The organism is Enterobacter wuhouensis (assembly GCF_004331265.1).
Classification (GTDB): domain Bacteria; phylum Pseudomonadota; class Gammaproteobacteria; order Enterobacterales; family Enterobacteriaceae; genus Enterobacter; species Enterobacter wuhouensis.
Genome location: NZ_SJOO01000003.1, coordinates 251,261 through 277,502, shown reverse-complemented (window position 1 = coordinate 277,502; position 26,242 = coordinate 251,261). Strand labels below are relative to the sequence as shown.

Annotated in this window: 27 protein-coding genes; 11 read left to right on the top strand and 16 right to left on the bottom strand. The window is 52.9% G+C overall.

Translation table 11 applies throughout. The annotated features are described in order from the left end of the window. Position 1: 1 nt before the first annotated feature. The 3 genes from araE to kduI all read right to left on the bottom strand — a co-directional run bounded on the left by araE (position 2) and on the right by kduI (position 3,392). Complete coding sequence (araE, locus tag E0L20_RS08930) at positions 2 to 1,417, bottom strand: arabinose-proton symporter AraE (protein WP_131633644.1); 1,416 nt, start codon at positions 1,415 to 1,417, stop codon at positions 2 to 4. A 313-nt stretch (positions 1,418 to 1,730) separates the two neighbouring features. Beyond that, positions 1,731 to 2,492, bottom strand: coding sequence for a 2-dehydro-3-deoxy-D-gluconate 5-dehydrogenase KduD (gene kduD / locus E0L20_RS08925; RefSeq protein ID WP_042717044.1), 762 nt, complete (start codon positions 2,490 to 2,492; stop codon positions 1,731 to 1,733). A gap of 63 nt (positions 2,493 to 2,555) precedes the next feature. Further along, entirely contained in the window at positions 2,556 to 3,392 is an 837-nt protein-coding gene (gene kduI / locus E0L20_RS08920; protein WP_131633643.1) for a 5-dehydro-4-deoxy-D-glucuronate isomerase, read from the bottom strand. A gap of 297 nt (positions 3,393 to 3,689) precedes the next feature. Here kduI and E0L20_RS08915 point away from each other — a divergent pair, with 297 nt between their 5' ends. Further along, positions 3,690 to 4,865, top strand: coding sequence for an oligogalacturonate lyase family protein (locus E0L20_RS08915; protein WP_131633642.1), 1,176 nt, complete (start codon positions 3,690 to 3,692; stop codon positions 4,863 to 4,865). A gap of 184 nt (positions 4,866 to 5,049) precedes the next feature. On the opposite strand, the gene E0L20_RS08910 is transcribed toward E0L20_RS08915, so the two are convergent. The 3 genes from E0L20_RS08910 to E0L20_RS08895 form a co-directional block, all read right to left on the bottom strand. Continuing rightward, a complete protein-coding gene (locus E0L20_RS08910; RefSeq protein ID WP_131633641.1) occupies positions 5,050 to 5,733 on the bottom strand; it encodes an oligogalacturonate-specific porin KdgM family protein in 684 nt (227 codons plus the stop codon). A gap of 314 nt (positions 5,734 to 6,047) precedes the next feature. Continuing rightward, positions 6,048 to 7,226 (bottom strand): acetyl-CoA C-acetyltransferase, encoded by a 1,179-nt coding sequence (locus tag E0L20_RS08900; protein WP_131633640.1) that lies wholly within the window; start codon positions 7,224 to 7,226, stop codon positions 6,048 to 6,050. A 93-nt stretch (positions 7,227 to 7,319) separates the two neighbouring features. Continuing rightward, positions 7,320 to 8,186 (bottom strand): LysR family transcriptional regulator, encoded by an 867-nt coding sequence (locus tag E0L20_RS08895; RefSeq protein WP_131633639.1) that lies wholly within the window; start codon positions 8,184 to 8,186, stop codon positions 7,320 to 7,322. A 101-nt stretch (positions 8,187 to 8,287) separates the two neighbouring features. Between E0L20_RS08895 and E0L20_RS08890 the strand changes: the two genes are divergently transcribed. Beyond that, positions 8,288 to 8,749, top strand: a complete 462-nt coding sequence (locus E0L20_RS08890) for a multidrug/biocide efflux PACE transporter (protein ID WP_131633638.1) — start codon at positions 8,288 to 8,290, stop codon at positions 8,747 to 8,749. 119 nt (positions 8,750 to 8,868) lie between these two features. Further along, positions 8,869 to 10,098, top strand: a complete 1,230-nt coding sequence (locus E0L20_RS08885; protein WP_131633637.1) for an amino acid permease — start codon at positions 8,869 to 8,871, stop codon at positions 10,096 to 10,098. Between the two features lie 55 nt (positions 10,099 to 10,153). Here E0L20_RS08885 and E0L20_RS08880 read toward each other — a convergent pair whose 3' ends face one another. Then, the gene (locus tag E0L20_RS08880) at positions 10,154 to 10,606 is read right to left on the bottom strand and encodes an Lrp/AsnC family transcriptional regulator (protein WP_131633636.1); all 453 of its coding nucleotides are present in this window, start codon (positions 10,604 to 10,606) and stop codon (positions 10,154 to 10,156) included. Between the two features lie 115 nt (positions 10,607 to 10,721). Here E0L20_RS08880 and E0L20_RS08875 point away from each other — a divergent pair, with 115 nt between their 5' ends. Continuing rightward, positions 10,722 to 11,333 carry a LysE family translocator gene (locus tag E0L20_RS08875; protein WP_131633635.1) on the top strand — a complete coding sequence of 204 codons (612 nt, stop codon included), beginning with the start codon at positions 10,722 to 10,724 and terminating at the stop codon, positions 11,331 to 11,333. Between the two features lie 27 nt (positions 11,334 to 11,360). Here E0L20_RS08875 and E0L20_RS08870 read toward each other — a convergent pair whose 3' ends face one another. Then, positions 11,361 to 11,633 (bottom strand): GNAT family N-acetyltransferase, encoded by a 273-nt coding sequence (locus E0L20_RS08870; protein ID WP_008499687.1) that lies wholly within the window; start codon positions 11,631 to 11,633, stop codon positions 11,361 to 11,363. Positions 11,634 to 11,643: 10 nt separating this feature from the next. Continuing rightward, positions 11,644 to 11,874 (bottom strand): 4Fe-4S mono-cluster protein YjdI, encoded by a 231-nt coding sequence (gene yjdI, locus E0L20_RS08865; protein WP_032660181.1) that lies wholly within the window; start codon positions 11,872 to 11,874, stop codon positions 11,644 to 11,646. Positions 11,875 to 12,050: 176 nt separating this feature from the next. Here yjdI and E0L20_RS08860 point away from each other — a divergent pair, with 176 nt between their 5' ends. From E0L20_RS08860 to E0L20_RS08840, 5 genes are all read left to right on the top strand, one after another. Then, a complete protein-coding gene (locus E0L20_RS08860) occupies positions 12,051 to 13,691 on the top strand; it encodes an ATP-binding protein (protein WP_131633634.1) in 1,641 nt (546 codons plus the stop codon). Beyond that, a complete protein-coding gene (locus E0L20_RS08855) occupies positions 13,675 to 14,370 on the top strand; it encodes a response regulator (RefSeq protein ID WP_131633633.1) in 696 nt (231 codons plus the stop codon). The genes E0L20_RS08860 and E0L20_RS08855 overlap by 17 nt, the downstream gene beginning before the upstream one ends. A gap of 168 nt (positions 14,371 to 14,538) precedes the next feature. Then, complete coding sequence (locus E0L20_RS08850) at positions 14,539 to 15,627, top strand: ABC transporter substrate-binding protein (protein WP_131633632.1); 1,089 nt, start codon at positions 14,539 to 14,541, stop codon at positions 15,625 to 15,627. 80 nt (positions 15,628 to 15,707) lie between these two features. Continuing rightward, complete coding sequence (locus E0L20_RS08845; RefSeq protein WP_023309073.1) at positions 15,708 to 17,477, top strand: ABC transporter permease; 1,770 nt, start codon at positions 15,708 to 15,710, stop codon at positions 17,475 to 17,477. After that, positions 17,470 to 18,540 (top strand): ABC transporter ATP-binding protein, encoded by a 1,071-nt coding sequence (locus E0L20_RS08840; protein WP_131633631.1) that lies wholly within the window; start codon positions 17,470 to 17,472, stop codon positions 18,538 to 18,540. The genes E0L20_RS08845 and E0L20_RS08840 overlap by 8 nt, the downstream gene beginning before the upstream one ends. A gap of 143 nt (positions 18,541 to 18,683) precedes the next feature. Here the strand turns inward: E0L20_RS08840 and hxlB are convergent, their stop codons facing one another. The 7 genes from hxlB to E0L20_RS08805 all read right to left on the bottom strand — a co-directional run bounded on the left by hxlB (position 18,684) and on the right by E0L20_RS08805 (position 23,956). Then, positions 18,684 to 19,244, bottom strand: coding sequence for a 6-phospho-3-hexuloisomerase (hxlB, locus tag E0L20_RS08835; protein WP_131633630.1), 561 nt, complete (start codon positions 19,242 to 19,244; stop codon positions 18,684 to 18,686). A gap of 14 nt (positions 19,245 to 19,258) precedes the next feature. After that, positions 19,259 to 20,011 (bottom strand): SDR family NAD(P)-dependent oxidoreductase, encoded by a 753-nt coding sequence (locus tag E0L20_RS08830; protein ID WP_131633629.1) that lies wholly within the window; start codon positions 20,009 to 20,011, stop codon positions 19,259 to 19,261. Positions 20,012 to 20,133: 122 nt separating this feature from the next. Next, positions 20,134 to 20,778 carry a ribulose-phosphate 3-epimerase gene (gene rpe / locus E0L20_RS08825; RefSeq protein WP_131633628.1) on the bottom strand — a complete coding sequence of 215 codons (645 nt, stop codon included), beginning with the start codon at positions 20,776 to 20,778 and terminating at the stop codon, positions 20,134 to 20,136. A gap of 18 nt (positions 20,779 to 20,796) precedes the next feature. Further along, positions 20,797 to 22,050 (bottom strand): PTS transporter subunit IIC, encoded by a 1,254-nt coding sequence (locus tag E0L20_RS08820; RefSeq protein WP_131633627.1) that lies wholly within the window; start codon positions 22,048 to 22,050, stop codon positions 20,797 to 20,799. Positions 22,051 to 22,077: 27 nt separating this feature from the next. Further along, positions 22,078 to 22,371, bottom strand: coding sequence for a PTS sugar transporter subunit IIB (locus tag E0L20_RS08815; protein ID WP_131633626.1), 294 nt, complete (start codon positions 22,369 to 22,371; stop codon positions 22,078 to 22,080). Positions 22,372 to 22,392: 21 nt separating this feature from the next. Next, complete coding sequence (gatA, locus tag E0L20_RS08810) at positions 22,393 to 22,842, bottom strand: PTS galactitol transporter subunit IIA (protein ID WP_131633625.1); 450 nt, start codon at positions 22,840 to 22,842, stop codon at positions 22,393 to 22,395. Between the two features lie 358 nt (positions 22,843 to 23,200). Continuing rightward, positions 23,201 to 23,956, bottom strand: a complete 756-nt coding sequence (locus E0L20_RS08805) for a DeoR/GlpR family DNA-binding transcription regulator (protein ID WP_131633624.1) — start codon at positions 23,954 to 23,956, stop codon at positions 23,201 to 23,203. A 372-nt stretch (positions 23,957 to 24,328) separates the two neighbouring features. Between E0L20_RS08805 and E0L20_RS08800 the strand changes: the two genes are divergently transcribed. After that, entirely contained in the window at positions 24,329 to 24,865 is a 537-nt protein-coding gene (locus E0L20_RS08800) for an RpiB/LacA/LacB family sugar-phosphate isomerase (RefSeq protein WP_097402162.1), read from the top strand. A gap of 3 nt (positions 24,866 to 24,868) precedes the next feature. Further along, positions 24,869 to 26,239 carry a PTS galactitol transporter subunit IIC gene (locus E0L20_RS08795; RefSeq protein ID WP_004105509.1) on the top strand — a complete coding sequence of 457 codons (1,371 nt, stop codon included), beginning with the start codon at positions 24,869 to 24,871 and terminating at the stop codon, positions 26,237 to 26,239. Positions 26,240 to 26,242 lie beyond the last annotated feature (3 nt).

Here is a 26,242-nt window from a genome sequence, read left to right as displayed (position 1 = left end):
ATCACACGCCGATGTTCCGCAATTTCTCCCCTGCCATCAGCTTGCGTTCAATATGCTCCAGCGTCACGCCTTTGGTTTCAGGGATCAGCCAGAACGTCACGCCAATAAACGCCACGTTCAGCACCGTATAGAGCCAGAAGGTGCCGGCGGCACCAATCGAATCCAGCAGCGTCAGGAAGGTCGCGCCGATGATCATGTTCGACACCCAGTTGGTGGTGGTGGAGCAGGTAATACCAAAGTCGCGGCACTTCAGCGGCTGAATTTCAGAACACAGGATCCACACCACCGGCGCGGCGCTCATTGCGTAACCGGCGATGCACATCATGGTCATGCCAACGGAGAGCCACGACAGCCCGCTGGACGCGGTGCCGTTATCAAACTGCATCAGGCAGTAGCCGAGGATCAGCGTGCCGATCGCCATCACGCTAAAACCAATCTTCAGCGCCGGCTTGCGTCCGGCTTTGTCCACCGTAAATACCGCAATGAACGTGGCGAACATAAAGGTCAGCCCGACAACCAGCGTGGCAATCATCTGCTGTTCGGTGGTGGTGAAACCTGCCATTTTGAAGATGCGCGGGGCGTAATACATGATGATGTTCATCCCGGTGAACTGCTGCATCGCCTGGAGCAGCATGCCGAGGAACACCGCACGGCGTACGTTACGGTTAATCTTAAACAGCGCCCAGCCGCCCTGCTTGAGCTTCAGGCTTTCGCGGATCTCGTTCAGCTCCTCACGCGCTTTTTCCGAGGTATCGCGCAGCATGCGCAGCACCTCTTCCGCCTCCACGTGACGCCCCTTTTGCGCCAGCCAGCGCGGGCTGTTCGGCAGGAATATCACCAGCACGATCAGCAGCAGCGCGGGCAGCGCCAGCACGCCGAGCATCGCGCGCCAGTTACCGCTGTAGCTGAAATAGGTATCAGACAGAAACGCCAGCACGATGCCGAGCGTCACCATCAGCTGATACATGCTGATCATCTTCCCGCGCACGTTCTCGCTCGCCATCTCGGAGAGATAAAGCGGCGCGGTGTAGGAGGCAATCCCCACCGCCACGCCCAGCAGCACGCGGGAGAGCAGCAGCACCTCTACGTTTGTTGCAAACGCGGAGCCGATCGAGCCCGCAACGAACAGGATCGCCCCGACCATCAGGCTGTATTTGCGGCCAAGACGGAACGACAGCCAGCCGTTGAACAGCGCGCCGATGGCCGCGCCGAGCATCATGCTGCTCACCACCCACTCCTGCAGACGGTTACTGAGGGTAAAGTGATCGGTAATAAACGGCAGCGCACCGGCAATCACGCCGATATCCAGGCCAAACAGCAAACCCGCCACGGCAGCCGCAATAGAGACAAACTGATTCATGCGCCGGGTATCACGCAGCGCAGCGGGCATAAGGGTAGAGTCATTTATAGATGTCATATTTTTCCTGCCTCAACAGCAAAATTCGTTAACTGAAATTACGAGAAAGTGAGGAAAAGTGTCAGGCGGGAAATCGCGAAGTTATGGATTATTTCGCTGCGGCATACCGTTCTGTGATGGACATTACAATTTCAACGCGTGGCGAATAATCACGTATTTTTACTAATTAGTTAATATTTAAGCAATAAAAGTGTGATTACCGTCATTTATGATTTTTCAGTATGGATTTTTCATCTTTATCGATATGGACTAAGCCAATTTTTGCGCAAAAAAAACCTCCGCCCATGGGCAGAGGTTATTGATACAGGCGGAATTAACGCGCCAGCCAGCCGCCGTCGACGGCCACGGTGTAGCCGTTGATGTAATCCGATGCCGGGGAGGCCAGGAACACAATCGGCCCCATCAGATCGCTCGGCAGACCCCAGCGCCCCGCAGGGATACGTTCAAGGATCGCCGCGCTACGCTCTTCATCAGCGCGCAGCTGCTGGGTGTTGTTGGTCGCCATATAGCCCGGCGCAATCGCGTTGACGTTGATGTTGTGCTGCGCCCACTCGTTTGCCAGCAGACGGGTTACGCCCATCACCGCGCTTTTCGACGCGGTATAAGACGGCACGCGGATGCCGCCCTGGAAGGAGAGCATAGAGGCGATGTTGATGATCTTGCCGCCTTTACCCTGCGCGATGAAGTGCTTCGCCGCCGCCTGAGACATAAAGAACACGCTCTTGATGTTCAGGTTCATCACGTCGTCCCAGTCGCGCTCGCTGAAGTTAATCGCATCTTCGCGACGGATCAGGCCCGCGTTGTTCACCAGGATATCGATATGGCCGAACTCCGCCACGGCACGATCCAGCAGCTCAGGGATCGCATCGATTTTACGCAGGTCAGCCGTCAGGCTCAGAAAACGGCGGCCCAGCGCGGTGACGCGCTCGATGGTTTCCGTTGGCTCAACGATGTTGATACCGACGATGTCGCAGCCCGCTTCCGCCAGGCCTAACGCCATGCCCTGGCCCAGACCGGTGTCACACCCGGAAACCACGGCCACTTTACCCTGCAGAGAAAATGCATCCAGAATCATGTTTGTTCCTTACTCTTTCAGCGCCTGTCACGAACAGGCAGGTTTATGCTTAACTGCCCGCGACTAGCGCAGATCTTTAACAGCGACGTGGTCCATGTCATCAAAGACCTGGTTCTCACCCACCATACCCCAGATAAAGGTATAGGCTTTCGTTCCCACGCCTGAATGAATGGACCAGCTTGGAGAAATCACCGCCTGCTCGTTATGCATCACGATATGGCGCGTTTCCTGCGGCTGCCCCATCATGTGGAACACGCAGGCATCTTCATCCATGTTGAAGTAGAAATAGACTTCCATGCGGCGCTCGTGGGTGTGGCACGGCATGGTGTTCCACAGGTTGCCCGGCGCAAGCTCGGTCAGCCCCATGCTGAGCTGGCAGGTTTCCAGCACGTCCGGAACAAAGTATTTGTTGATGGTGCGGCGGTTGCTGGTGAGGTTATCCCCCAGCGTGACCGGCGCAACGTCTGCAGGGGTCACTTTTTTGGTTGGATAGGTGGTGTGTGCCGGTGCGCAGTTGTAGTAAAACTTCGCCGGTTTAGCGCTGTCGATACTGGCAAAGACCACCTCTTTCGCCCCTTTACCGACGTACAGCGCGTCGCGGTGGCCTATCTCATAGCACTGACCGTCGACGGTGACGGTACCCGGCCCGCCGATATTAATCACGCCCAGCTCGCGGCGTTCCAGGAAATAGCTCACGCCCAGCTGTTTACCCACCTCGCCGCCCACGGAGACGGTTTTCGCCACGGGCATAATGCCGCCGACAATAATGCGGTCAATGTGGCTGTAGACCATGGTGTATTTGTCGGCCTCGAACACCTGTTCAACCAGGAATTCATTGCGCAGGCCCTGGGTGTCCAGCGTCTTAGCATGTGCACTGTGGATGCTTTGTCTGATGTCCACGTAAACCTCCAGAATTGATCGTGCCCAAAGGCAAAGATAATTAACGAAACGGCGTTCCGTTTTATTGATGAGCACATAGTATCCGCAGAGATTAGGCATTTCAATTGCATTTAAAACGTTGTTTCACTTTTTCTGTATCTTAATACCGAAAATGATGTTTCGATCACGATAATGCCGTGCCGCCATAATTCACATAAATGATTCTTACGAATTGCGTCTTAAGTCACACATATTGAAACGACGTTTTGATATTTTGACACCCAGTTTTTAACTTATCTTTCCTACAAGGAGCGCACTATGGCTAAAGGTATGCGGGTCAATCTGAACTACGAGGTCAGCCGCGATCCGGATACAGGCGTGGAAGTGACCCGCCTGACCCCCCCGGAAGTAACCTGTCATCGCAACTACTTTTACCAGAAGTGCTTCTTTAACGACGGCAGCCATCTGCTGTTCGCGGGGGAGTTCGACGGCCACTGGAACTACTACCTGCTGGATCTGAAAAAGGCCGAAGCGGTACAGCTGACGGAAGGCGCGGGCGATAACACCTTTGGCGGCTTCCTCTCGCCGGATGATGCCTCCTTCTACTACGTGAAGAACGATCGCACCCTGCTGGAGGTGGATCTGCAGACGCTGGTAGAGCGCGAAGTCTATCGCGTCTCTGATGAGTGGGTCGGCTATGGCACCTGGGTTGCAAACAGCGACTGCACCAAACTGGTCGGCATTGAAATTGCCAAACGGGACTGGACGCCGCTGAATGACTGGAAGATTTTCCACGACTTTTTCCATAAAGGGCCGCACTGCCGCCTCCTGCGCGTCGATCTGAAAACCGGCGCAAGCTCCACCATCCATGAAGAAAAGAACTGGCTTGGGCACCCGATTTACCGTCCGTTTGATGACAGTACGGTCGCGTTTTGCCACGAAGGCCCGCACGACCTGGTTGACGCCCGCATGTGGCTGGTCAACGAAGACGGGAGCAACGTGCGCAAAGTAAAAGAGCACGCCGCAGGTGAAAGCTGCACGCATGAATTCTGGGTGCCAAACGGTTCTGCCCTGGTCTATGTTTCCTATCTAAAAGGCCAGCAGGGCCGCACCATCTACAGCTTTAACCCGGACACGGGCGTTAACGAGGCGGTGATGCAGATGCCTTCCTGTTCGCACCTGATGAGTAACTTCGACGGCACGCTGCTGGTGGGCGACGGTTCCGGCACGCCGGTCGACGTTAAAGACACCAGCGGCTATACCATCGATAACGATCCGTACCTGTATGCCTTTGACGTGGCGAAGAAAGCGTACTTCCGCATCGCCCGTCACGATACCTCCTGGGCGACGGTGGATAACAGCCGCCAGGTCACCCATCCGCATCCCTCCTTTACCCCGGATGATAAAGCGGTGCTGTACAGTTCCGATAAAGACGGCAAGCCGGCGCTCTATATCGCGAAACTTCCCGAGCAACCTGAAATGTTGCAAGCATGATTTGAGTTAGTGTTTCTGTAACTGGCCTTGCCCTCCCCTGCGGAGGGCTTTTTTTGGGCCTGGTGCGCGCGTTTTGCCCGGTGGCGCTAACGCTTACCGGGCCTACAGAGTGAAATGGGAGGGATCAAAGTAGGCCGGGTCAGCGCAGCGCCACCCGGCGGTTTTTAGAAAAGGAGCAGGACAATCAGAAGGAATACGCCACGCCTAAACGGAAGCGGGTCTGGCGTTCGTCGGTCTCTTTCACGCCTACGTTACCCACTTCAACATACGGCGCCCAGTTTTTATCCCATTTATAGGCCAGCTTGGCGTTATATTCGTTGGAATAGTCTTTGTTGTTATTTCGAATCATACCCTCAGAGCTTTTCGCATAAACATAGTTAAGCTCGGTACGCCAGTCGCCTAATACCCAACCCACCCAGGCATCACCGCGGTTTACTTTATCATCTTCTTTATTTGAGCTTGACGGATAGCGGGTATATTCATAGCGGTAACGTGCCGCCACGTAGAAGCCACTATCAAAACTATATTGCAAATGCAGATTCGGTTTATAAATGGTGCGGCTATCATTACTTTCAATCGTAAAAGCAGGCGTCAGCGCAATATTGTCAGTGGCTTTCCAGCGCCAGCTAATTTGATCTTCGTGGCCGTTACCCACGACGTCCGCAAACGGCTGATCGGCTTTGTCGCCGCCAGATTTCCACTTCGCTTCGACGGAAAAACCTAAGCCATTTGCAAAGCGGTGCGAGACGGAGACGCGGTCGGCGTTCGAGCCGCTGTCAATGTATTCATGACGCAGATCGACGGTAACAGCATTAGCCGCGAAGGACGCACCAATAAGGGAAGCAAGGACCAGAGATTTATTAAACATGAAAAACCCTCAATTAAAATAACGTTTCGTTTTTATGAAACTGCAGTTTATTTTTTAAATAACGTTATTTTAGTGACCAGGATCGTAATTATTTGTTTCACTTTTTTTGGCAAAGATGGACGTGAACTTCATCAACAAAAAGGGGAACTTAAGATTAAATTTCCGGAGAGAGATCACAGTCTGATGCTAGCGTTGCGAATAATTCAGAACGCAATTATTCAATTCCGCGTGAGAATGAACTGATGAGGGTAAATTTGTCGTTCTGAATGTAAAAAAAAACCTCCCAAAGGGAGGTTCTTCACGGTGACAAGGCGTTATCGCTCAATCGCCAGCGCAACCCCTTGTCCGCCGCCAATACAGAGCGTGGCGATGCCTTTACGGGCGTTTCGCTTTTTCATTTCGTGGACCAGCGATACCAGAATCCGGCAGCCGGACGCGCCGATAGGATGGCCGAGCGCAATCGCCCCGCCGTTAACGTTTACCCGCTGCGGGTCCCATTCCAGCATTTTTCCCACCGAGATGGCCTGCGCTGCGAAGGCTTCGTTCACTTCAATCAGATCCACATCAGAGAGCTGCCAGCCGGCGCGTTCAAGACAGCGGCGCGTGGCATATACCGGCGCGATCCCCATAAAGGCAGGATCGACCCCCACGCTGGCGAAGGCTTTGATTCGCGCCAGCACGGGGAGATCAAGTTCAAGCGCTTTGCTTTCGCTCATCATCATCACGGCAGCCGCACCGTCATTGATGGAAGAGGCGTTTCCCGCCGTGACGGAACCGAGCGTTTCAAACGCCGGATTGAGCTTTGCCAGCCCTTCTGCACTGGTATCGGTGCGCGGCTGTTCATCGGTATCCACCATCACGGTGTCGCCGTTCTGGCGCTGTGTGCTGACCGGAACGATCTCGTCACGAAAGCGTCCGGCGTCTATCGCGGCGCGGGCTTTTTGCTGCGAGCTGAGCGCCCAGGCGTCCTGAAGCTCGCGGCTGATGCCGTATTCACGCGCCAGGTTTTCCGCCGTCACGCCCATGTGGTAATCATTGAAGGCGTCCCACAGGCCGTCGTGCACCAGGCTGTCGAGCAGCTGGCTGTTGCCCAGCTGTGCGCCGGTGCGGCTGTCGGTGAGTACGTGCGGGGCGCGGCTCATGTTCTCCTGACCGCCAGCGATGACCACGTCCGCCTCGCCACACTGGATGGCCTGAGTGGCAAGATGCAGCGCTTTTAAGCCGGAGCCGCAGACGTCGTTAATGGTGATCGCGGATACGGTGTTAGGCAGGCCGCCTTTCAGGGCAGCCTGGCGGGCAGGGTTTTGCCCGGCTCCCGCTGTGAGAACCTGGCCGAGGATCACCTCATCAATTTCATGTGCTGCGATCCCGCTGCGCTCCACCAGCGCTTTCACCACTACGCTGCCCAGCTCAACAGCCGAGTGGCGCGCAAGTGCCCCCTGAAAACAGCCGATAGCTGTACGCAACGCACCCACTATGACGACATCTTTCATCACGACCTCAGTGTTAAATGACCTGACGATAGTAGATTATTGTTATCAACAATTATCGTAATTGTTTAAAAATAGTGAGTTAAATCACAAGGATTAGCGAGCGTCCTGCAAATACTGTCGCAGCCAACTTCCGGCGACGCCTGGGGGCGATCGTTTGTTCCACAGCAGATCGATGCCGATCGCGCGCGGCCAGCCGGGGACGTTCAGTTGCACCAGTGATTTTGCGGCGGCGAATTCGTCTACCAATGCGCACGGCAGCACGCACCAGCCAAATCCCTGCACCGCCATACTCAAGAGTAACAGGTAATTTGGCGCCGACCAGATGGGCCCTCGGGCAAGCGGCGTCTCGCGCTCAAGATAGGTGCTCAACCGCAGCTCGCGCCAGCCGTGCAGCTCGTCGCTTTTTGTTTCGTGTTGTCCGGCAAGAGGATGCTCTGCAGAGACATAGATCGCCATGCGGGTCTGCATGGGAAGGCGGGTCGCGCCGATATCCGTCGGGTAGCTGTCGCGCGCTTCCGTCAGGCCAATCTGCGCCCTCTCCTTTTGGAGCAGGTCGATAACATCTTCTTCTTCACCAATCAGACATTCGAATTCCGTATGGGGAAAACGCTGGTCGAACTGTTTCATCAGATCTTCGAGCACGTCCGGGTTGAGCGTGTCGGAAAGCACAAACGTCAGGCGCGCCTCGGTTTGCGCCGTCAGGGATACCGCCAGCTCGTCAAGCCGCGCGCTGGCGGCGAGGATCGACTGCACATAGCCCAACACCTGCTCGCCCTGGGCGGTTAACACCGGCTGGCGGGCCGAGCGGTCAAAAAGATCGAACCCCAGATCCGCCTCAAGGTTGGCAATGGAGGTGCTGACCGTGGACTGGCTTTTACGCAGGCGACGGGCCGCAGCAGAAAAAGAGCCGGCAGCAACCGTCTCGACAAACGCGGTGAGAGCTTCGGGGGAATAGCGCATGAACTATCTACTTTATCGATGGATACCATCTTTAATATATCAGCTTTAGCGATAAAAATAGGCCACATCAACGCCCATACCGGCGAATTAATGAGGTCACTATGCAACATCAGGATGCACTCCAACGTAAACTGCCGGAGCGGATCTTCCATGCCGTCTGCTTTGAAGGGATTGCCACCGCCATCCTCGCGCCCACCGCAGCCTGGCTCATGCAGCGCTCCGTGGTTGAAATGGGAGGGTTAACCATCATCCTCGCCACCACGGCGATGCTCTGGAACATTATCTATAATTTCGGGTTTGACCGTTTCTGGCCCGTTCAGCGCGTGAAACGCACGGCCAAAGTTCGCGCCCTGCACGCCTTAGGATTTGAATGCGGATTTATTGTGATTGGCGTGTCTATTGTCGCCGCCGTACTGGGCGTGACGCTGCTTCAGGCATTCACTCTGGAAATAGGTTTCTTCCTGTTCTTCCTGCCGTACACCATGTTCTATAACTGGGCGTATGACACCCTGCGCGAAAAATTTATCAAGCGCCGCCAGCAGCGACGCGCCCTGGCAAACTAATTCTCTTCTGGCCGGACGCCTGCTCCGGCCAATCTCTTTCGAAGCAACTGCGTCCTCGCCTCATAATTATGGTAAATTGCACTTCTTTTTGTTCGTTTTATAGTTGATACGTTGCTCTAATGTCGAAAATTTGGTCAAAAGAAGAGACTCTCTGGAGTTTCGCCCTCTATGGCACCGCCGTGGGCGCAGGAACGCTGTTCTTGCCCATTCAGCTTGGCTCCGCAGGCGCGATTGTCCTGCTTATTACCGCCCTTGTGGCCTATCCATTAACTTACTGGCCGCACAAAGCGCTGGCGCAATTTATCCTGTCGTCCAAAACTAAAGGTAACGAAGGGATTACTGGCGCGGTAAGCCACTACTACGGTAAGAAGATCGGCAATCTGATCACCACGCTCTATTTTGTCGCCTTCTTTGTGGTGGTGCTGATTTACGCGGTGGCGATAACGAACTCATTAACCGAACAGCTGGCAAAGCGAATGACGGTCGATACCGGCGTGCGCATGCTGGTGAGCTTTGGCGTCGTGCTGGTGCTGAACATGATCTTCCTGATGGGGCGTCACATTACGATAAAAGTAATGGGATTCCTGGTGTTCCCGCTGATCGCCTATTTCCTGTTTGTGTCTCTGTACCTGACCGGAAGCTGGCAGCCGTCGCTGCTCACCAGCCAGATGGCATTCAATCAACATACGCTGCATCAGGTGTGGATTTCGATCCCGGTGATGGTTTTCGCTTTTAGCCATACCCCGATTATCTCGACGTTTGCAGTCGATCGTCGCGAGAAGTACGGTGACGAAGCCATGGGTAAATGCAAAAAAATCATGAAGGTGGCGTACCTGATTATCTGCCTGAGCGTGCTGTTCTTCGTGTTTAGCTGCTTATTGTCCATTCCACCGTCTTATATCGTGGCGGCGAAAGAGGAAGGGGTCACGATCCTGTCGGCGCTGTCTATGATGCCTTCCTCACCGACATGGCTGGGCATTTCCGGGATTATCGTGGCGATCGTGGCGATGTCAAAATCGTTCCTCGGCACCTATTTTGGGGTGATTGAAGGGGCGACGGAGATTGTAAAATCGTCGCTGGGTCAGGTGGGCGTGAAGAAAAGCCGCGCCTTTAACCGCGCAATTTCCATTCTGGGCGTGTCGCTGATTACCTTTGTGGTCTGCTGCATTAACCCGAATGCGATCTCAATGATTTACGCCATTAGCGGCCCGCTTATCGCCATGATTTTGTTTATCATGCCGACGCTGTCGACGTACCTGATCCCGTCGCTGAAACAGTATCGTTCTATTGGCAACCTGCTGACGCTGATCGTCGGCGTGCTGTGCGTGTCGGTGATGTTTGTAGGCTAATCCCCTTTCCTGCCCGGTGCTCTGCCGGGCAGGCTATTCAGTCCTGGCCTGCTGCTTACAGCGGAAAAGGCCTGTCCTGCACGACCGTTTTCATGACAAGCGTTGAGCGAAGATGCTGCACGCCCGGCATGGCGGAGAGCTTCTCGTCGTAGAGCTTCTGGAAAGCGGGAAGGTCGCGGGTCACGACGTGCATCAGATAATCGGGATCGCCAAACAGGCGCTGTGCCAGCACAATCTGCGGGATCTTCTCCACCGCCGCTTCAAACGCGCTAACCGCCTTTCTGTCCCCCTCCTTCAGCGTCGCAAACACTATCGCCAGGAAGTTGAATCCCATTTTGGCGGGGTCGAGGCTGGCCCGGTATCCCGTTATGGCCCCGCTTTGCTCCAGCGCCCGCACGCGACGATGGCACGGCGAGAGGCTCAGGTTCACTCTTTCAGCCAGCTCGGTCAGGGATAAGCGGCCATCAGACTGTAGCTCAGCAAGAATTTTTCGATCGATGCTATCCATGTGGAAGATTTTCTCAATTTCACGGTGTTATGAGCATAACATTGAAAGCCTATTTCGCAGGGTTAGCGATATTCTTTTTCTCAACCTTTGACGCACTGCGGGAGTCTTCAGGACGATGGAAATGAGTATTGTGGCCGGCTTTTGGGTGGTTTCTTTTCTGCTTATCATGACGCCAGGCGCCGACTGGGCCTACGCCATTAGCGCCGGAATTAACGGGCGACGCGTGGTGCCGGCGGTGATGGGGTTGATGTCCGGGCATATGTTAGCCACGCTGATTGTGGTGGCTGGCGTGGGGGTAGTGATTGCTCAACATCCGCTGGCGTTAACCGGGTTGACCGTGGCGGGAGCCCTGTATCTCCTGTGGCTTGGCATAGGCTTGTTGCGTCACCCTGCCGCACCGGAAAAGGCCACCCACCATGCGGGAAACTGGAGGCAGTGGGCGGTGAAAGGACTCTGTATTAGCGGTCTTAACCCGAAAGTTTTTTTACTTTTCCTGGCGCTGCTTCCGCAGTTTACCGATCCGACCGGAAGTTGGTCGATAGCAATGCAAATGTCCGCGCTTGGCGTGATGCACCTTATCACCTGTACGCTGGTCTATCTGCTGGTGGGGTATGGTTCGAAAGCGGTACTGGCGACCCGGCCGCAGGCGGCGCGTCTGGTAAGCATGGCATCAGGAGGGATAATGGTGCTGATCGCGTTGATATTGCTATTTGAGCAGGCGAGATGAAAAAACACCGGCCATCGCCGGTGTTATTTACGCCCGAATATCGTCATATTCCCGCGTTTTATCAAACTCATGCTTCGCGAACGGGCACAGGGGAATAATTTTGCGGTTCTCACCGCGCATCTTCTCCACCACTTTCGCCACCAGCTGTTTGCCAACGCCCTGCCCTTTCAGGCTCTCATCCACGTCGGTGTGCTCGATAATGCTCAGGTGCTCGCCGGTCGGTACGAAGACAATCTCCGCGACCTGGTTGCCGTTCGCATCATTCACGTAAAACTTGTTATGGCCTTCCAGAATATCCATGGTTCCTCGCTTATTTTTGACGATACTTCAGCGCACCGCTCGGGCAGGTATCAATCACGCGGACAACCGTTTCAACGTCCACTTCATCGGGAACGATCCACGGTTTACGTTTCAGATTAAACAGCTTTGCGCTCCCACGCACGCAGTTACCTGAGTGTTTGCAGATCCCGGTATTGAAGTAAACGTCAATTTTCTCGCCGGTATAGGCCCGGTAACCCGCATCCAGTAGTTCTTTATCCATGACATTGCCTCTGTAATTATTATCGTGCTGAATGAAGCATAGCCTTACGGGATCCTGATGGCTATAACGCCGAAAACGAAAAGCCAGGTCACAACTCTTTTCTCGCCAGATTGCGTCCGCTATTGGCACATGTCAGGCTCGGCAAATGTCACTTTTGCATAACTTCCGCAGGTTGAATGAAACGCAGACTCTCTTTTCAGGTAAAGCTGTTTTTAGCGCTGGTGTGCTTCTCCTGCCTGCTGTTAGTTCTGCTGGGAACAATCCTGTTTCATTTTATTGACCGACAGCTCCATCACGATCTCGGCCAGCGCGCCCGGGTTCAGGCCAGCCAGATCGCGCTGATGCCGGGTCTGGCGGCTATGGTTGCAGCCAGAGATATCCCCGGCATCGCCCGATTAATTCAGCCGCTGCGCGCCGAAAGCGATGCCAGCTACATTGTGATTGGCGATACCGAGGAACAGCACCTTTATCATTCGGAATCTCCGGAGCGTATTAATTTACCGATGATCGGCGGGGATAATGCGGAGGTGTTAAAGGGTAAAACCATTATTTCCGTGCGTCAGGGCGGGATTGGCGTGTCGCTACGCAGCAAAGCCCCCATCTTCAACGCGCAGCATCAGGTGATTGGCATTGTCTCGGTCGGCTATCTGACCTCGTATATTGCCAACATTAACGCCCGCATTCTCTGGCAGTCGGGGTTGTACGGCGCTGCGCTTCTGCTCCTGCTGTTTATTTTCTCCTGGCTGTTTACCCGCAACCTCAAAAAACAGATGTTCCGACTGGAGCCAAAAGATATCGCTCAGCTGGTGTTACAGCAGCGCGCGCTATTAGAAGCCATGTACGAAGGGGTATTTGCCGTCAACGGTGAGAAGCAGCTGATTTTAATTAACCGCGCGGCACGAGAAATGCTGGATATTCGGCAAAGTGAGAAAGAACTTATCGGTAAACCGCTGGAAAACATTTTGCAAACGTCGCCGGGCTTTTTATCCCAGCGCTACGCCTCGGTGAGCAGCGGGAGCCACGACCAGATTGCGGTGCTGAACCAGCGGGAGGTGATCGTCAACCGCGTAGCGATTGAGGTCGAACCGGGTGTTGAAAGCGGCTGGGTGTACAGCTTTCGCGACAAAAATGACATTAACACGCTCAGCAGCCAGCTTAGTCAGATCAAACGCTATGCGGATAACCTGCGCATTATGCGCCACGAACAGCTGAACTGGACCGCCACGCTGGTCGGGTTGCTGCAGATGAAACACTATGACGAGGCGATCCGCTACATCCAGGTGCAGTCAGAAGGCGCGCAGCGCGTGCTGGATTTTGTCTCCGCCCATTTTGTCTCTCCGGCGCTGTGCGGGCTGCTGCTCGGAAAATACGTCAGCGCGCGCGAAAAAGGCATCGAGCTGCTGTTTGATCCCGCCTGCCAGCTCACCCGCATGCCTGCCGCGCTGAGTGAAACGGAGCTGATGTCCATTATTGGTAATCTGCTGGATAACGCCGTGGAGGCGACCCTCAACGCGCCGGTCCACGCGCCGGTAGAACTCTATATTTCTGACCGTAACCAGGAGCTGCTGATCGAGGTAGCCGACCGGGGCTGCGGGGTGGACGATGCGATGAAGCCGCATATTTTCCGCCAGGGGTTTAGCAGCAAACCGGACAGCGAAAACGACATTGTGGGTACCGAGCACGGTATTGGCCTGTTTCTGGTGGCAGGATATATCGACAAGGCCGGCGGCAGTATTGAGATAGCCGACAACACGCCGCAGGGCACTATTTTTTCCGTGTTTATTCCGAATGGGCAACAGCATGACCCGACCACTTGACGTTGTGATCGTTGAGGATGAGCCGCACCTGGCGGAGCTGCATCGCGAGTATATCGAGCAAAATTTTCATTTGCGCGTGGTGGGCATCGCCGCGTCGATTGAGCAGGCGTGCAGCCTGATTCGTCAGCATCAGCCGCGGCTTATCCTGCTGGACAACTATCTCCCGGACGGTAAAGGCGTGGAGCTCATCGATAACCCGCTGCTGAAAAGCTATGAGTGCTCGGTGATCTTCATCACCGCCGCCAGCGATATGCAGACCTGCAGCCACACCATGCGCAGCGGCGCGTTTGACTACCTGATTAAGCCCGTCTTTTTCCAGCGCCTGCACGCCTCGCTGGAGCGCTTTATGCGCTTCATCCACACCGTGCAGCAGGTGAAGGTGGTCGACCAGCATGCGCTGGATCGCCTGTTTAATCTGCCTGCTGCGGAAGCCTCCATTACCCCGTCTACGAAGGGCATTGAGCCCCAGACGCTGGAACGGATTAAACGCCTGTTCGCCGAGCATCCCGACAACGCGATGTCGGTTGAAGAGGTGGTGGATAACGTGGGGATCAGCAAAACCACGGGACGTCGCTACCTTGAATACTGCGTGGAGAGCGGGTTAATCAGCGTCGAAATGCTGTATGGCAATATCGGCCATCCGCGAAGGTTATACCGCAAAGCGCCCGAGAAACCGTAATCCAGAACCGTTCGTAAGCTAACGTTCGTGGATTTTATGGTGTTAATTGCTGAAACGACGGCGACAATCACACTTCGGAATCATTACCCGCTCCCCCCTATTGTGGGTGGAGCCCGATACGCTATGTTGACAATTAGTTCCTCAAATGTAACTAAAAGGTTAACTATAATGTCGAACACGTTCCGAATTTCTCTGCTTACCGCTACCGTACTGTTCTCTGCTTCTGCACTGTCTGCCCTGCCGCAGGGCTATCCTGCTGAGTATCAAAAAGTTGTTGATGCCGCAACGAAAGAGGGCAAGGTTGTTATTTACTCGACCACCGACATCAAAGCCGCCGGGCCGCTGATCCAGGGCTTCGAAAAAACCTACCCGGGCATTAAAGTTGAATACAACGACATGAACAGCACCGAGTTGTACAACCGTTTCATCAGCGAACAGGCCTCCGGTGGCGTGAGCGGCGACGTGGTCTGGAGCTCCTCTATGGACACCGGGCTGAAGCTCGCCACCGACTACGCCATGGAGTATAAATCTCCGGAGCAAGGCCAGCTGCCGAAATGGGCGGTCTGGAAGGATAAGGCTTACGGCACTACCTATGAGCCGGTGGTCTTTATCTACAACAAGCGTCTGATCCCGGCCGGCGACGTGCCGGACTCTCACGCCGCACTGGCGAAGCTGATTGCCAGCCAGACGGACAAATTCAAGAGCAAAGTCACCACCTACGACATCGAAAAATCGGGCCTGGGCTTTATGCTCTCGGTTCAGGATCACAACGCCGATCCTAACTACTTTAAGACCCTGGCCGACGTCGCCAAAGGCGGCTTATCGGTGCAGTCATCTACCGGCACCATGATGGAGCGCGTCTCCTCCGGTGAAAACCTGATCGGCTTCAACATCCTTGGCTCCTACGCGGAAGCGCGTGCGAAGAACGATCCGTCGCTCGGCATTTCCTATCCAAAAGATTACACCCTGGTGCTGTCGCGCGTGTCGTTCATCAGCCAGCAGGCGCAAAACGGCAACGCCGCGAAGCTGTGGCTGGACTATGTGCTGTCTGAACAAGGGCAAAACATTCTGGCCAATCAGGCGGATATTCCCTCCATTCGTAACGATATCGAAGGGAAAAATGATATCGACGGCCTGACCAAAATCCTCGGCAACGCGCTGAAGCCAATTCCGGTTGATGAAACGCTGCTGGAATACCTGCAGCCGAAAAAACGCCTGGAGTACATCAAAGAGTGGCGTACCGCCGCCGGTAAATAAGCGTCTGAGCGCGGCGCAGGCCGCCGCGCTCCCTTATCGACTGAGTTCGTTTTTCTGGGCTGCAACACCAGGGATACCCCATGAATACATTACGCAGAAAGTGGCAAAGCCTGCCGCGAGGCATCGTCGTGCTGATAACCGCCCTGGTTATCTACACGCCGCTGTCGTTTATCGTGATACAGAGCTTCCTGTCCGCCCCGTTCTTTTCGCCGTCAAAAGAGTGGAGCTTTGAATCATTTGAATTTATTTTCACCGACCCTGATTTTTATAAGGCCCTGAAAAGCGGCTTTATTCTTGCTTTCGGGCTGGTCTTTATCTCCATTCCGCTGGGCGGCGTGCTGGCGTTTCTGATGGTGCGTACCGACCTGCCCGGTCGCCGGTTGATTGAGCCGCTGATCCTGGTCCCGATTTTCGTTTCACCAATGGTGCTGGGCTTCGGCTACGTGGTGGCCGCCGGTCCGGTGGGCTTTCTCTCCCAGTGGGCTCAGGCGCTGATTGGCTTTGTGCCGTGGAATATCTACGACATGTCGAGCATTGTGGTCATTGCCGGCCTGACGCACGTCCCGCATGCCTATCTGTATATCTCGTCAGCGCTGCGCAGCGTGGGCTCCGATGTGGAAGAAGCCGCGCGCACCGCGGGGGCGTCGCCCTGGCAGGTGATGACCTCCGTCAGCCTGCCGATGGTGCGTCCGTCCATTCTGTACGCCACCGTGCTGCTGTTCTTCCTGGGGCTCGAAGTGTTTGGCCTGATGCTGGTCCTCGGCGACCCGGAAGGCAACATGGTGCTGGCGACCTATCTCTATAAGCTAACGAACAAGATGGGCACCCCATCCTATAACCTGATGGCGGCGGTTGCCGTGGTACTGATCTGCATCACCATCCCGCTGGTGATGCTCCAGCGTCGCCTGATGCGTACCGCCAACCGCTTCGTCACCATGAAGGGCAAGGCCTCGCAGGCCCGCGCGCTGCCGCTGGGTAAATGGCGCTGGGTGGCTGGCGGAGTGATTGCCTTCTGGCTCACCGTCACCATCGGCGTTCCGCTGCTCGGCGTGGTATTGCGCGCGTTTATCTCCAACTGGGGCGTGGGCGTTTCGCTGTGGGACGAGCTTTCTCTGAACACCTTCCGCACCATCTGGGCGCAGCCCAACCTGCTGCGCGCCATCGTTAACTCCATGGCGATTGGCGTGATTGGCGGCGCGCTGGCCGTGGTGTGCTACCTGTTTGTCGGCATTGCCATGCACCGCAAGCCGGATAACACCACGCGTTTCCTGGACTACAGCGTGCTGGTGCCGCGCGCCGTGCCTGGCCTGCTGGCGGGTCTGGCGTTCCTGTGGGTGTTCCTGTTCCTGCCGATGTGGCTGGATAACTCCCTGAAATCCGGCTGGCTTTCCGGGTTCGCCTGGACCGACTGGATGCGCGAAAACGTCATCGTCTGGCTGCGTTCGCTGCGCAGCACCATTTTCAGCGTCTGGCTGGCCTATACCGTGGTGTGGATGGCTTACGGGCTGAGGCTTATCTCTTCCACGCTGCTGCAGGTGGGGCCGGAGCTTGAAGAAGCGGCGCGCAGCACCGGGGCGACGCGCGGGCAGATCACCCGCCACGTCACCATCCCGCTCTCCCGCTACGGTCTTATCGGTTCGTGGCTGCTGATGTTCCTGATCTTTGAGCGCGAATACTCAACGGGTGTGTACCTGCTTTCACCCGGCACGGAGACCATCGGCTCGATGCTGGTTTCCCTCTGGGCCGCGGGTGCCATCGATATCGTGGCGGCGCTCTCTTTCATTAACATCCTGCTGGTCGTGGTAGGTCTGGGCATTGCCCTTCGTTTCGGAGTGAAAATACATGATTGAATTAGCGGTTGACGATCTGCACTTAACCTACGGCGACAATCCTGTTTTAAAAGGTGTCTCCATGAACCTGAAGCGCGGCGAAGTGGTCTCCCTGTTAGGCCCCTCCGGCAGCGGTAAAACCACCCTGCTGCGCGCCGTCGCGGGTCTGGAAAAACCGACGCAGGGGTCGATTGTCATTGGCAACAATAAAGTTTACGACGGCACGCCGCGCAGCGAGATCCCGGCGGAAGAGCGTAACCTGGGGCTGGTGTTTCAGTCCTACGCCCTGTGGCCGCACAAGACCGTGTTTGAGAACGTGGCCTATCCTCTCAAGCTGCGCAAAGTTCCGGCCAAAGAGATCCAGCAGCGCGTGCAGGGCGTGCTGGACCAGCTGGGTCTGGGCCATCTTGGTAAACGTCACCCGCACCAGCTCTCCGGTGGGCAGCAGCAGCGCGTGGCGATTGGCCGTGCGCTGGTATACAACCCGCCGGTGATTTTGCTGGACGAACCGCTCTCTAACCTCGACGCCAAGCTGCGCGAAGAGGCCCGCGTGTTCCTGCGCGAGCTGATTATCAAGCTCGGGTTATCCGCGCTGATGGTGACGCACGACCAGAACGAAGCGATGTCCATTTCCGACCGCATCCTGCTGCTCAACAACGGCAAAATTGAGCAACAGGGCACGCCGCAGGAGATGTACGGCTCGCCGAAAACGCTGTTTACCGCCGAGTTTATGGGCAGCAACAACCGCCTGCACGGCAAGGTCACCGAAGTGCGCGACGGCAAAGCGCGTATCGAAGGAAAAGGCTGGGTGCTGTGGGGCCAGGCCGGTGAAGGGGTACAGAGCGGTGAAGAAGCCACGGCGGTGATCCGCGTCGAGCGCGTGGCGGTGGTCGAGGGGCCTGGGGAGAATCAGCTTAAGCTGCCGCTGCTCACCAGCATGTATCTCGGCGACCGGTGGGAGTACCTATTCCGCACAGTGGGGGATGATTTTGTCATTCGTGCGTATGGGCATGAGGTTCGGGATCCGCAGCACTGCCATCTTTCGCTGCCTGAGAAGCATGTTTGGGTGTTCCCGAAAAATTAAAAAAACGACGGGTTATTGGTCGGGTAAGGCAATGCCTTCACCCGACGTTTATCGACTAATTAGACAACCCTTGCCCGGCAGCGCTGCGCTTACCGGGCCTATCAAAACTTAAGACGTCCCGTTAAATGGACGCTTCCTGGCGATTACTCAAGGTCAGCGTGTCTCTTAAACATCGTGTCGCTGGTTTCGCCGAGCTGGGCCATCAGCTCAAGCACGATTGCGTCATAAGCGATAAAGCAGAGCTGCTCAAAAGCCGATCCCATGGGTTGGGAAAAAGCACCGTCTTCACGATCGTTGTCTTCTTTTACGGTGCCAGGCAACACAAGCGTGCTTTTGGCCAGTTTGCCGATTGTGGACTCGGCTTTCATCGTAACAAGCGCCACATCCACGCCGCAGGCTACGGCCTTCTGCGCCAGGCTCACAAGACTGCCGGTCTCACCGCTGCCGGAGCCAATAATGACCAGGTCGCCCGGTTTCGTATGAGGAGAAGAAATTTCGCCTACAACGCTTACTGAAAAACCGAGGTGGAGAAGACGGTTTGCAAAGCCGCGGATGGCGATGCCGCTACGACCCGCGCCCTGCAGAAAGATATGCCTGGCATTTTTAATCTGTGCGACAAATTGGGCTGCCTGGGCATCATCAATTTTCATCGCATTTTGCTGCAGCTCGCTCAGGATATTTAAGGTATTTTGTTGAACACTCATGTGATTCCCTCCCTTTAAGCGATGGTACGGCCACCATCCATCAGAATGGTTTGCCCCTGGATGTACGAGTTATCTTTATCAGCCAAAAAGATTGCCAGGTTAGCCACATCGTCAATGGTGCCAAGGCGGCGCACCGGAATTTTTTCCAGAACAGCATCAAGATCGGCTTGGGTAGGATAATTGACGCGCATCATTTCACCGGTATCAATCAGGCGTGGAGCGATAGCGTTAACATTGACACCCTTAGGCCCCAGTTCTTTTGCCAGGCCGCGAATCAATCCCTCACCGCCTGCTTTACTGGCCGGGTAACTTACACCGCCACCAGTGCCGGAAAGCGCGGAGCCAGATGAGATATAAACGATAGATCCACGGTTAGTGGTGAAGTCGTCGTAGAACGCCTTAACGGTGTTAAACAGGCCTGTAAGGTTAATTGCAATTGTTTTATTCCACTCTTCAAAAGTAATGTTATTAACCTTATTAGCAAACGCCACGCCCGCGTTTAATACCAAAATATCAATACGTCCGAAGGTTTGAAAAACCTGCTCGCGAACGTTTTCCAGAGCCTTCGGATCGGATACATCGGTTTTAACGAATAAGGATTTAACATTACCGAAAGTTAACTCTTCGGCCGTCTTTTTACCATTTCCTTCATTGTAATCGACAATGACAGTATGAGCCCCACGGTCAGCGAATTGCTGAGCAATACCTTTACCGATTCCATGTGCCCCACCGGTTACTAGCGCGACTTTACCTTCAAAATTACTCATTTCACTATACTCCTCAAAATCTCAGGAAAAAGGGGAGGACAACTCCCCTTTCAGGCAATTGGTGATTTAATTAATGCTAATAATAGCGTGCAGGGTTACTGGGTTTATTTGGTACCAAACTGCTATTGGATCGCTACCCTTAATGCCTGATAGCTTTCTCGGGGTGCATCATTAAATAATGCACCGCCAACAACAATTAAATCAGCCCCCGCCTCTTTTACCTTTTTAGCAATTTCAGCATTAACGCCGCCATCAACTTCAATCTGAATATTGCGTCCGGCAACCATCTTTTTAGTATTTATGATCTTCTCCAGACTTTTTTCAATAAATGTCTGGCCTGGCTGACCAGGGTTAATGGTCATAATTAAAATGTAATCAATATCATCGAGAAGGTATTCAATTACGTGTTCCGGCGTCCCCGGATTGAGTACTACGCCAGCTTTGCGCCCCGCTTTTTTGATCTTCTGAATAATATAATGCACGTGTGGCGTTGATTCATAATGAACAGAAATCATTTCCGCGCCGGTTTTAATAACATCATCAACATGTCTTTCCGGATTAACCAGCATCATATGTACATCAAATATCATTGAGCTGGCTTTTTTCATTACCGCAATTTGATTAGGACCGAAAGCAATATTACTTACGTAAGTGCCATCCATTAAATCAACATGCAGAATTTCGGTATTTTCCGTTTCCAGAAACTGAAGTTCTTCCTGCAAACGTAATATGTTTGCACCAAATATTGATGGTAAAATTTGTGCCATTTTAGTCAACTCCGTAAATTAATGGGTAACCGTGCTCAACCAGTAGGTGAGAATCTCCCAAGGGCCGGTTAATACGAAGTCCGTACCCAGACCATTCAGGCCGACGCCAGCACCGCTCAGGAACTGAGTTGCACCGGGCGCGACATATCCCCCCAGATACATAACCACCACGCAGAACAGTAAGGTTGAGATAATCGAGCGAATAACGTTGCCGTTACTGACCATGACCGTCATGGTCGTCATGTAGATAATTGACATCAGCACGCCGATTGGGAATATCTGAATACCCGGTAAAACCAGCGCACAAAGCATTGTCAGAGGGATGGTAATAACGGTGACGGTAACCGTCGCTGGGTCGCCAAGCGCCAGGGCGCAGTCCATCCCGATATTCAGTTCCGCATCTTTACCCATCTGCTTTTGCATGATTTCTTTAGCGCTCTTACCTATCGGGTTAAGCCCTTCCATAAGGACCCCAACCACTTTTGGCAACAGCACCATGACGCCAGCCACGCCCATCGCCATTGGCACGATGGTTGTAATAGGTTGTTTGGTTAACAATCCCAGGAGACAACCGACAATCACGCCGATGATTGCGGGTTCACCGAATACACCCAGTCGCTTCTGAACGCTCTCTAAATCCACATCCAGCTTGTTTAAACCTGGAATGAAATCGATAATTTTGTTAACAACCCATGCAAATGGAAGTGTCCATCCGATGTGGATCATCGTGGTACAGGTCGTTCCCTCCAGGCCGTAGTATTTCTGCCATCTTGGCGCAATAAGATCGCCAATAAACAGCGCGGCTACGCTAAGAGCCACGGCGACACCCAGCCCAAGGAAAAAGCTGTCAAAGACGAAATACGCAAGCGCCCCCGGAACAAGGAAATGCATGTAGTTCCAGATGTCCACATTGAGAGTTTTGGTAAGCTTCAGACGAACCAGGATCAGGTTCAGGATAATGCCAATAGGAATAACCATTGCGGCAAACGGGGCAACCCACGCAGCTGCGCCAACGGCAGGCCATCCAATATCAGCCACGGTGAATCCGCTGCCAATTTTTGAGTAATATGCAATTGCTGGCTGCAGGGCTGTGTTTAGCAACCCAACAACCAGTCCCAGACCAATGAAACCGATACCGACAGTGATGCCAGATTTAATGGCAGCACCAATTTTCATTCGAAAAACCAGACCTAAAAGGAAAATAACAAGCGGCAATATTGCTGTAGCGCCCATGCTTGTAATAGTAAACATGATGCTTTTTAACATTTCCATTTAACCATCCCCCGTCTTTTTCAGACTTTAGCCTTTGGAAATTTCGCTTAACAGTTCGCCTAATTTTTGACGCAACGCGGCTTCGTTAATACCGGTAATAAAACCTGCGACACTCATGTGCGGCTTACCAATATCGCCTTTATAATTATTCGTTGTCAGGACAACATCAGCGCTTTGCATTTCAGAGGCCAGTTCGGACATACTGCATTTATTAATCTTAACGTTGGCAATGCCGTATTCAGCACAAACCGATTTAACTTCATCAGCGGCTAGTGTGGAGGTTGCTACACCGCTTCCGCAGGCTACGAGGATAGTAATCATGGTAAAATCTCCGGGTAATTGTTATTTAATTATCGTGTTAATAAACAATGCCTGTGCTTCTTCAGCAGGAAGCTCCAGCATCTGGTGGTAAAAATCAGTTAGCTGAAGATGGTTAAACAGCGCCTTCAACAATTGCAGTTGATCTGCAGGTTGAGTAACAACCAGGTTGACAACCAGGCGAACCCATAATTTTTCATCGCCATCTGCCTGATTAACTTCAATTTCTTCTGGCAAACGGATGATATATATCGCCGGGCTGACGGCGTGCTGGCTATCGCAATGTGGAATGGCGACAGCATAGCCATCAAGTAAAATCCCGGTTGGGTAATCAGCTTCACGTTCACGCAGTGCCTGGAGGTAAGTCTCTTTGACGATCCCCTCGGCCTGATGTTTCTTGTGAATGTGCTCCAGCACTTCATCATACGTTTTGTATGCCGCCCCATCCGCGACACTGATAGAAATTGTACCCACTTTTTTCTCCTCACCTTATCAAATGCTCATGTGAGCACTTAACTAATCACATGAGCAGTTATAGCACATCGGTGATTTGCTAAAATAGGGAGCTTGCAAAAGTTATATCTTGATCACAATAAATCACATAAGCGCATAATAAGATGCGCTCATGTGAGCATTAATTGGCGAGAGATAATCCGGGGAAAACATGTAAGCTAATGATATTTATCGGATTTCATTAACTCACTTTATGCTGGAGAGACTTTTAAGATAGCGATACGCAAAATGCTCTTATGAGCAGAGCGTCAGGTTGATGTTGTTTCTGCGGGACAACGGCACATGCTATGTACCGTTAATGGAGTTATTGGATTAAAAATCAGCAGGTTATTACTGTCGTATGCTTCGCAACCTCGGCAATACCGTCTTTATCAGCAATATCATTAGTGATCAGCGCGGTAATCTCAGACCAGTCGCAGATCTTAAACAAGCTGCTTCGCTGGAACTTAGTGTAATCGCCTAAGATATATTTCTTCTCGGAATGGGCAATGATCGTTCGATCAAGAAAGGCATCCGAAGAGGATGGAGTGGACGGGCCCGTCATATTGTTGAAGCCGTCGGTACCGATAAAGCAGAGATCGACGTTAATATCATTAATCATTGACACAGCCCACCCGCCAAAGACAGAAGAGCTTTTCTTCCTCAGTTCTCCGCCGAACAGAAAGACCTGGTTATCTGACTCGATCAGCATGCTGGCCACCGGGAGAGAATCGGTAAAAATTTTAAAGCCAGATTTCATGCACAACAGATTGGCCAGTTCATAGTTAGAGCTCCCTGTACCAATGATCATTGAGCTATTGGGGGGAATAAAGTCCAGCGCTTTCCTGGCTATAGCTTGTTTGAAGGTACTGTTTTCTTTTTCCCTGACCTGGAAAGGATGCTCGACAGCCCCCTGCTTTAAGGTTGCCCCTCCATGGCTTTTAACCAGCAGCCCTTTTTTTTCAAGATAAGTGAGATCTTTGCGGATGGTTTCATAAGTGACTTCATACTTTTTGGCCAAGTCGCTCACGTACACGGTACCCGCCGAAATAATCTCTTCCAGGATCAATTTTCTCCTTTCTTCAACCAGGTACATCCTTCCCCCTATAACCTTTCAGCTCAATGCAATGAAGCGAATCATAGCACAGAAGATGCAAACTAAAACAAACACAAGGGGAGGAAAAATAGCACTGGGTCTGGGAACCGTCGTTTCTGAGAACGACAGTAAGGCTTTAATAAAAAACAATAAATTAATTAAAACCCATCAATTTTCAACGCTACAATCTGTAAATCCCATTTTCCTGAGCAACACTGAAGCATTGGTTAAAATTAGCCTTTGTTTGTTTTTGTTGATTTTTAAATTCAATTAAATCAATATGTTATAAATTTTGTGATTTATATCTCAGTTGACAACCAATATTTACCAACCGCATACTTGGCTTAAGTTCTTTATGACAGGTTAGATGAGATGAAAACGAAAATTGCAATCGCATGTGATGATGTGGGATTTGATCGTAAGGAGGAGATTAAAAAATACCTCGAAGAAGAGAAAAATGCCGAGGTCGTGTACGATCCCGTTAAACGAAAAGAAGACGGTTTCAACAACTTCGCTCGTCTTGCGGATGAAATGGCAGGTGTTATTCAGCGGGACGAATGCCGCCTTGGTATCTACATTTGCGGAACCGGAATTGGCTTTACTTGCCAGATAAATAAGCACTGGGGGATTCGTGCTGTTGCCGTCACCAACCCGTACTCGGCCAGGCGAGCAAGACTCAGTAACAATGCGCAGGTGATTGGGCTTGGCTGCAGAGTGAATGATCTTGAATACACAAAAATGATCGTTGATGCCTGGTATGACAACGCGTTCGACTTTGCCACTGCAAGGGAAAATTCCAAAAAGAATCTACTGGAAGCAGAACGCAGTGACAACGCATTGCTGACGAAACCTGAAGATGTTCGATGGAATATGGGTTTCAGACCAGATGATGAGAAATCTGAGGGCTAATAAATGGAACTGATCACACAGTTTATCAATGACCTGGGTAACTTTATTTTTATACCGGTCATCTTCCTTATACTGATGAAACTTCTGGGGCGCCCCCTGTCGGAGTGTATTTCATCAGCCATTAAAGTCGGCATTGGTTTTATTGCATTAACCATGACCATCAAGCTGATGCTTGAAAAAATGCAGCCGGCGGTGACGGGGCTTGCTGAGGCCACCGGTTCCTCACTGAGCGCCATTGACGTTGGCGGCGCAGCCACCGCCGTCATGGGTTTTGGCTCAAGCATGGGGGCGATTATTATCCCTCTGTGCGTCGCGGTGAATATTGCCATGCTGGTGGCCCGTCTGACGGACTGCGTAAACGTTGACGTGTTTAACCTTCATCAGAATGCCTCGATGGGTGCCATTGTTGGCGCTTACTCCGGCAGCTTCCTTTACGGCGTTCTTACGGCTGCCTTGTTCCATGTCTGGGCGCTTATCGCGGCTGACCTCGGTGCCAAAAACAACGAGAAATTCTTCAACCTGCCAAAAGGCGTTGCCATCTCTCACCCGGTTGCAAATACCTATTTGCTGTTCGCTTATCCGTTTAACTGGATTTACGATCGTATTCCTGGATTCCGTAACCTGAACGTCACGGCGGAAAGCATTCAGAAACGCTTTGGTATCCTTGGCGATCCGACCATGGTTGGTTTCATTATTGGCATTCTTCTTGGCTTCTGTGGTTATGGTTGGGAATCTCCGTATCACACCATTATCGCCAGCCTGCAGCTGGGTATGTACCTTGCCGCCGTGATGCTCCTGCTGCCGCGCATGACCTCAATCATGATGGAAGGTCTGGTACCACTGTCCAACGTGGCACGTAAGAAACTGGTTAAACGTTTCCCGGATCGTGAGATCACTGTCGGGATGGATACCGCGCTGATTGTTGGTCATCCTTCAGTTATCGCACCTGCACTGCTACTGATTCCGGTCATTGTTATCCTCGCCGTTGTCCTTCCCGGCAACCGAGTGATGCCTCTGGGGGACCTCTCGCAGTTCGTATTCTTTATTGCGTGTATGGTACCTGTTTTTAATGGCAACATAATTCGTACCTGGGTGACCTCCATCATCCTGTTTGGCGGCGGCTTATACATCGCTTCCTGGATGGCTCCGGCAACAAATGAAGTGTTCCAGAAGTTCGGCACCAATCCCGATGCCAGCGTGATGTACTCATCGCTTAACCCGTCAGCTAACCCTTTCACCGGTCTCTTTGCTGGACTCAGCCACGTTGGCATCGCAGGCTATGCTCTCGCCGCTGTGTTGCTGTTGTCCGTAGGCTATTTACTCAAACAGAAAGCGCGCCGCCAGTTGAAAACTGAGGCAGAAAAAACGGCTTAAAAC

What these genes read in the sequence shown, in the direction of transcription:
- araE (WP_131633644.1), bottom strand. Translation starts at nt 1,417, where the DNA reads ATGACATCTATAAATGACTCTACCCTTATGCCCGCTGCGCTGCGTGAT.
- kduD (WP_042717044.1), bottom strand. Translation starts at nt 2,492, where the DNA reads ATGATTCTGGATGCATTTTCTCTGCAGGGTAAAGTGGCCGTGGTTTCC.
- E0L20_RS08915 (WP_131633642.1), top strand. Translation starts at nt 3,690, where the DNA reads ATGGCTAAAGGTATGCGGGTCAATCTGAACTACGAGGTCAGCCGCGAT.
- E0L20_RS08910 (WP_131633641.1), bottom strand. Translation starts at nt 5,733, where the DNA reads ATGTTTAATAAATCTCTGGTCCTTGCTTCCCTTATTGGTGCGTCCTTC.
- E0L20_RS08900 (WP_131633640.1), bottom strand. Translation starts at nt 7,226, where the DNA reads ATGAAAGATGTCGTCATAGTGGGTGCGTTGCGTACAGCTATCGGCTGT.
- E0L20_RS08895 (WP_131633639.1), bottom strand. Translation starts at nt 8,186, where the DNA reads ATGCGCTATTCCCCCGAAGCTCTCACCGCGTTTGTCGAGACGGTTGCT.
- E0L20_RS08890 (WP_131633638.1), top strand. Translation starts at nt 8,288, where the DNA reads ATGCAACATCAGGATGCACTCCAACGTAAACTGCCGGAGCGGATCTTC.
- E0L20_RS08885 (WP_131633637.1), top strand. Translation starts at nt 8,869, where the DNA reads ATGTCGAAAATTTGGTCAAAAGAAGAGACTCTCTGGAGTTTCGCCCTC.
- E0L20_RS08880 (WP_131633636.1), bottom strand. Translation starts at nt 10,606, where the DNA reads ATGGATAGCATCGATCGAAAAATTCTTGCTGAGCTACAGTCTGATGGC.
- E0L20_RS08875 (WP_131633635.1), top strand. Translation starts at nt 10,722, where the DNA reads ATGGAAATGAGTATTGTGGCCGGCTTTTGGGTGGTTTCTTTTCTGCTT.
- E0L20_RS08870 (WP_008499687.1), bottom strand. Translation starts at nt 11,633, where the DNA reads ATGGATATTCTGGAAGGCCATAACAAGTTTTACGTGAATGATGCGAAC.
- yjdI (WP_032660181.1), bottom strand. Translation starts at nt 11,874, where the DNA reads ATGGATAAAGAACTACTGGATGCGGGTTACCGGGCCTATACCGGCGAG.
- E0L20_RS08860 (WP_131633634.1), top strand. Translation starts at nt 12,051, where the DNA reads ATGAAACGCAGACTCTCTTTTCAGGTAAAGCTGTTTTTAGCGCTGGTG.
- E0L20_RS08855 (WP_131633633.1), top strand. Translation starts at nt 13,675, where the DNA reads ATGACCCGACCACTTGACGTTGTGATCGTTGAGGATGAGCCGCACCTG.
- E0L20_RS08850 (WP_131633632.1), top strand. Translation starts at nt 14,539, where the DNA reads ATGTCGAACACGTTCCGAATTTCTCTGCTTACCGCTACCGTACTGTTC.
- E0L20_RS08845 (WP_023309073.1), top strand. Translation starts at nt 15,708, where the DNA reads ATGAATACATTACGCAGAAAGTGGCAAAGCCTGCCGCGAGGCATCGTC.
- E0L20_RS08840 (WP_131633631.1), top strand. Translation starts at nt 17,470, where the DNA reads ATGATTGAATTAGCGGTTGACGATCTGCACTTAACCTACGGCGACAAT.
- hxlB (WP_131633630.1), bottom strand. Translation starts at nt 19,244, where the DNA reads ATGAGTGTTCAACAAAATACCTTAAATATCCTGAGCGAGCTGCAGCAA.
- E0L20_RS08830 (WP_131633629.1), bottom strand. Translation starts at nt 20,011, where the DNA reads ATGAGTAATTTTGAAGGTAAAGTCGCGCTAGTAACCGGTGGGGCACAT.
- rpe (WP_131633628.1), bottom strand. Translation starts at nt 20,778, where the DNA reads ATGGCACAAATTTTACCATCAATATTTGGTGCAAACATATTACGTTTG.
- E0L20_RS08820 (WP_131633627.1), bottom strand. Translation starts at nt 22,050, where the DNA reads ATGGAAATGTTAAAAAGCATCATGTTTACTATTACAAGCATGGGCGCT.
- E0L20_RS08815 (WP_131633626.1), bottom strand. Translation starts at nt 22,371, where the DNA reads ATGATTACTATCCTCGTAGCCTGCGGAAGCGGTGTAGCAACCTCCACA.
- E0L20_RS08805 (WP_131633624.1), bottom strand. Translation starts at nt 23,956, where the DNA reads ATGTACCTGGTTGAAGAAAGGAGAAAATTGATCCTGGAAGAGATTATT.
- E0L20_RS08800 (WP_097402162.1), top strand. Translation starts at nt 24,329, where the DNA reads ATGAAAACGAAAATTGCAATCGCATGTGATGATGTGGGATTTGATCGT.
- E0L20_RS08795 (WP_004105509.1), top strand. Translation starts at nt 24,869, where the DNA reads ATGGAACTGATCACACAGTTTATCAATGACCTGGGTAACTTTATTTTT.